Origin of the sequence: Corallococcus praedator, from assembly GCF_003612125.1 — a bacterium.
In the GTDB taxonomy this organism is placed as follows: Bacteria; Myxococcota; Myxococcia; order Myxococcales; family Myxococcaceae; genus Corallococcus; species Corallococcus praedator.
In genome coordinates this window covers 1-4603 of record NZ_RAWI01000569.1, presented here as the reverse complement: position 1 = coordinate 4603, position 4603 = coordinate 1, and the positions used below count along the sequence as shown (strand labels likewise).

Genomic DNA, 4603 nt, shown 5'->3' with positions numbered 1-4603 from the left:
CGCCCCCACGGCGTCCGGTGAGTCCCCCGGGCCGCTGCTCTACGCCCTTCCCGCCCGCTACTACGCGGCCAGCGCCGCGAGCGTGCTGGGGCTGCAGTGCCTGCTCTGGTGGGTGACGCGGTGAAGCCCCAGTCCGCTCCACAGGCTCCCGCAGCGCCCGCGCTCGATGCGGCCCCCGCCCTGCTCCAGCAGGTGCGCCGGACCGTGGACACCCGCATCGGGGCCGGGCGCCACGGCCTGGGCCCGCTGCTGGACGACCTGGGCCAGACCCTGGCCCGCCTGCTGCCGGGGCCCGGGGACACGCGGCTGTCGCCGGAGGAGCAGCAGCAGGCGCGCGCGGCGATCGCGGGCACGTTGGACACGCTGGAGGACGTCCTGGAGGCCTTTCACCGCTCGGGGCGCGCCGGGAACGTCATGGGCTGGGGGGAGCGCTGAATCATGGATGTCATCCGCAAACTGACGGCGTTCGTCCCACCGGGGTGGAAGCCGTGGGTGCTGCTCGCCGTGGCGCTGCTGGCGCTGGGCGTGCCGCTGTTCCTGAAGTGGCGCTCGAAGCGGAAGGCCGCGGGGACCGCGACGCCGGACGCGCCCACGCCCCTGGCGAAGAACCGGCTGCGGCAGGTGCGCGAGAAGTTCCTGGCCGGGCTGCCGCTGCGTCACCGCGTGGCGGTGCGCGACCTGCCGGGCGTGGTCGTGCTGGGGCCGGCGGGCGCGGGCAAGTCGCGGCTCATCGAGCTGGACCTGGACTGGAAGCGGCAGGCGCGGCAGTTCCTGCCCAGCCTCCTGTCGGATTCGCTGCTCCAGGTGTACCTGGGCGCGGACGCCGTGGCCCAGGAGGTGTCCGCGCAGTTGCTGGAGGACGAGACGCCCCAGGGCCGCGAGGCGCTGCGCCGCCTGTGGAAGGACACCTTTGGCAGCGGCCAGCAGGCGCTGGCGGTGCTGGTGCTGGACGCGCGCTGGCTGTCGGACACGCCGCCGGACGAGGTGCGCCGGGCGGCGCAGCTGCTGCGCGGCAAGCTCAACCTGTTGTCGGAGATCCGCGAGGGCGCGCTGGAGACGCGCGTGTGCCTCACCCACCTGGATGAGCGGGAAGGCTACGCGGACTTCGCGAAGCTCTTGCGCGCGCACCACGTGCCGCTGCGCTTCCCCCTGCCCCCGCCCGGTCAGGAGGGAAGACTGGGCTCGCTGCTCAAGGCGCAGGAGCAGTACCTGGCGCTGGGCCTGACGGCGCTGCCGGTGGAGGCCTTCGAGCGGCTGGAGCGCTTCTATTCGGAAGGCCACGCGCCCTTCGAGGCGCTGTCGCGCTTCGTGACGGCGCTGATGGAGGGCCAGACGCTGGCGTATGCTCCCAGGCTCGCCACGGTGTCGCTGTCGTCCGCGGACAAGGACGCCAGGGATCCGGACGTCCTGTCGGTGTCCGCCGAGGCCAGCACGGCGCGCGCGGTCCATGACCGCTACCTGCACACGCACCTGCGCCGCGCGGTGCTGCTGGGCCTTGCGTGCGCGCTGCCGCTCTTGGCCGCGTACGGGCACTTCGCGTGGAGGCTGGGTCAGGCGCGCACGCGCGTGCAGCGCTTCGAGGAGATGGTCCAGCGCATGCGCGACCAGGGCCAGGAGGTCTCCGGGGCCGCGGTGCAGGAGCCGGTGCTCGCGGCGGGCCAGTCGCTGGACTCGCTGTGGCGGTCCATGAACACGTGGCCGCTGTTGCGCTACAGCTTCACCGGCGCGCGCGAGGATTTGCGCCAGCGCCTGGCCCGGGGCATCCGCGAGGCCCACATCCGGCCCGCCCTGGAGAAGTGTCACCGTCAGCCGGACACGTGCCGTCCGGAGCAGGTCGTCTACCTGCTGGCCACGCTGCACGGCTCGCGCGAGGAGCCGCTGGGGCAGCTGGTGCTGTCCAGCCTGAAGACGCGTCCGAACTGGAGCTTCGTCTCCGAGGACGGCCCGGCCACGCCCGCGGGTGACGCGGCGGCGCTGGAAGCGGGGCGCTCGTGGGTGACGGCGGTGGGACTGAACGAGTCCCTGGTGGCGGACTACGTCACCATGAGCAACCCGCCGTGGACGGCGCCCGACACGCCCGAGGCGGGCTGGGCGCGCTGGCCCTTCCCGGAGCCGCTCACCCTGGAGGCGCAGCTGACGCCGTGGCAGGCGCACCTGCGCCGCTTGCAGGACCTGATGGCGAACCGGGCCGTGGAGCCGCGCGAACTGGAGCGGCTGGATGCGGACCTGGAGTCCATGCAGGACGAGCGCCGGCGGCTCCAGGCGCTGCTGGACGACAGCGCGCGCTTCGCCAGCCTGCCGCGCGCGCTGGAGCTGCTGGCCGCGTCCGAGGCGCGGGTGGACACGGGCCGCTTCCGGGGCATCCCCTCCACGCTCAAGACGGTGGCGTGGATCAACGACCACCGGGACGTACTGACGAACGTGCTGCGCATGGAGGAGGAGGCGTACCTGGGGGTGAAGGCGGTGCAGAAGATGAGCGTGGCGGAGCTGCTGGTGCGCGACGGCCTGTGGCTGCCGGGCAACGGCCCCGCGGTGCTCCAGGTGCCGGTGCTTCAGAACACCTTCGAGTTCCGTCCCAAGGACGGCTCGCGGCTCCTGCACCAGGCGCTGCTGCGCTACCACGAGAAGACGGGGCGCATGCCGTTCGGGGTGGTGACGGGCGAGGAGGCGGTGGCGGCGAGGAGTGGAGCGAGCCTGTCGGCGGACCGGCTGGAGTTCGACACGCGGCTGCGCCCGCTGGTGGACGAGTTCACCACGCGCATCAAGGGTTCGGGGCTGCCCGTGGAGGAGGTGTCGCAGCGCCAGGAGCACGTGCGCCGCAAGGTGAACCAGTTCGCGTTCCAGTACCGCAACCGGCTGTTCCAGCGGGTGTCGGCCTACCGCTTCCAGCCGGTGGTGCCCGCGCTGCTGCCGGAGGAGCTGTCGCGCCTCACCCAGCCCTCCTCGGAGCTGGTGGACATGCTGCGCGACGTGGCGCAGAGCGTGGCGCTGGAGCCGCTGGAGGGGCCCTTCTACGAGTCGCTGCGCAACGCGGTGGCGCCGTTCAAGCCCATCGCCACGGTGATGAAGCCGGACGAGAGCGGCAACTACACGGTGCTCAACCCCTACCGCGCGCTGGTGGCGCAGCTGGCGGAAGAACTGAACGCGGCGCCACGCCAGGGCGTGGTGCCCAAGGAGGCGACGGCGTCGCTCACGGGAGGCGCGGCCGCGGACGGTGCCACGACGACGCCCGCCAACGGCGCCGCGCGGCTGCCGGAGCTGCTGACGCCCCTGGGGCGGCTGGCCTTCGCGATGATGCTGGAGGACGACACGTCCTACCTGCACAAGGTGGACGCCTGGCTTGACCAGCAGGGCCTGATTGGCGAGCTGCGCCAGCCCTTCCGCCAGCCCTTCCTCGCGGTGCGCGAGCTGGGGCAGCGGGAGATTGAACGGACGCTGGAGCGGCAGTGGGAAGAGGCCAACGGCCGGTTCCTGCGTCCGCTGCTGGGGCGCTACCCGTTCGCGCCGGACGGGACGCAGGAGGTGGATCCGGGAGACCTGGAGGTGCTGCGCCGGCAGGACGGCGCGTTCTGGGAGTTCGTCACGCGTGTGCTGGCGCCGGTGTGCGAGGAGCGCGGCTCGGAGTGGGTGGCGCGCGGAGCGCTCCAGTCGCGGCTGGCGTTGCCAGGAGGGATGCTGCCCACGCTGGGACGGCTGTCGCGGCTGGCCCGCGTGTTGTGGGACACGGAGGGGCGTCCCCGGCCCTTGCTGTTGCAGGTGATGCCGCTGCCGCTGCCGAAGGCGCCCACGCCGGGCAGCTTCGTGACGTTGGGGTCGCTCAAGTGCGGCAAGACGACCTTCCTGGCCTACAACCAGAGCCCGTCGTGGCAGGAGTTCCCGCTGGCGTGGTGGGACCAGCAGACGGCGTCGCTGATGCTGGAGGTGCGCGCTCCCGCGGACCAGTCGGTGCAGTACGCGTCGCTGGAGAAGTCGCGCTCGGCGTGGAGCTGCTTCCGGCTGTTGGAGTCGTCGCTGTCCACGGAGGACCCGCAGCACCGGCAGTGGTCGCTGCGTGCGCGGGGGGGCGCGTCCACGGACAGGGTGATGGACCTGCGCTTCGGTCTGAAGGGTGAGCCCTGGACACCATTCCGCGAGGTTCCGCGATGAGACTGCTTTTGCGGTGCATTCCAGCGCTCCTGTGTCTCTTGAGCGCATGTCAGCCCAGCACGCTGCACCTGAGCGTGAAGGCGCCCTCGGGCACCAACCAGGGGCGGCCGCTCTACATGTTGGTGCGCAAGGTGGATCCGAAGCAGTTCGCGCTCGAGTCCTACGGCGAGGTGTCCGCGCGCGTCTTCCAGCCGGACGCGGACGTGTTGATGTCCGCGCTCATCTACCCGGGCACGTTGCAGCGCCTGAAGGTGCCGCTGCCGGACGACGCAGCGGTGGCGGTGTCGTTCCTGTTCACCGCGCCGGACGGAACCTGGCAGCAGTTCGTCAACACGCCCACGCCCGGCTCGCTGGACATCGAGCTGCTCGAAGGGCGCATCCGCACGGGCACGCAGCCCGCGGCACCGAAGGACTCGGGAGAAGGCGAACTCCCGAAGCCCTGTCTCTTATACACCTC

3 protein-coding genes are annotated in these 4603 nt (G+C 72.0%); all 3 read left to right on the top strand.

Features of this window, described 5'->3' with window-relative positions; translation table 11 throughout:
- Positions 1-120 precede the first annotated feature (120 nt).
- A complete protein-coding gene (locus tag D7Y13_RS38880; RefSeq protein WP_147444570.1) occupies positions 121-435 on the top strand; it encodes a hypothetical protein in 315 nt (104 codons plus the stop codon).
- Positions 436-438: 3 nt separating this feature from the next.
- Positions 439-4146: a type VI secretion system membrane subunit TssM gene (locus tag D7Y13_RS38875; RefSeq protein ID WP_120586064.1), complete on the top strand. Its 3708-nt coding sequence runs from the start codon at positions 439-441 to the stop codon at positions 4144-4146.
- Positions 4143-4603: hypothetical protein (locus tag D7Y13_RS38870; protein WP_208734538.1), on the top strand; the 461-nt coding region annotated here is incomplete at its 3' end. The genes D7Y13_RS38875 and D7Y13_RS38870, both read left to right, overlap by 4 nt.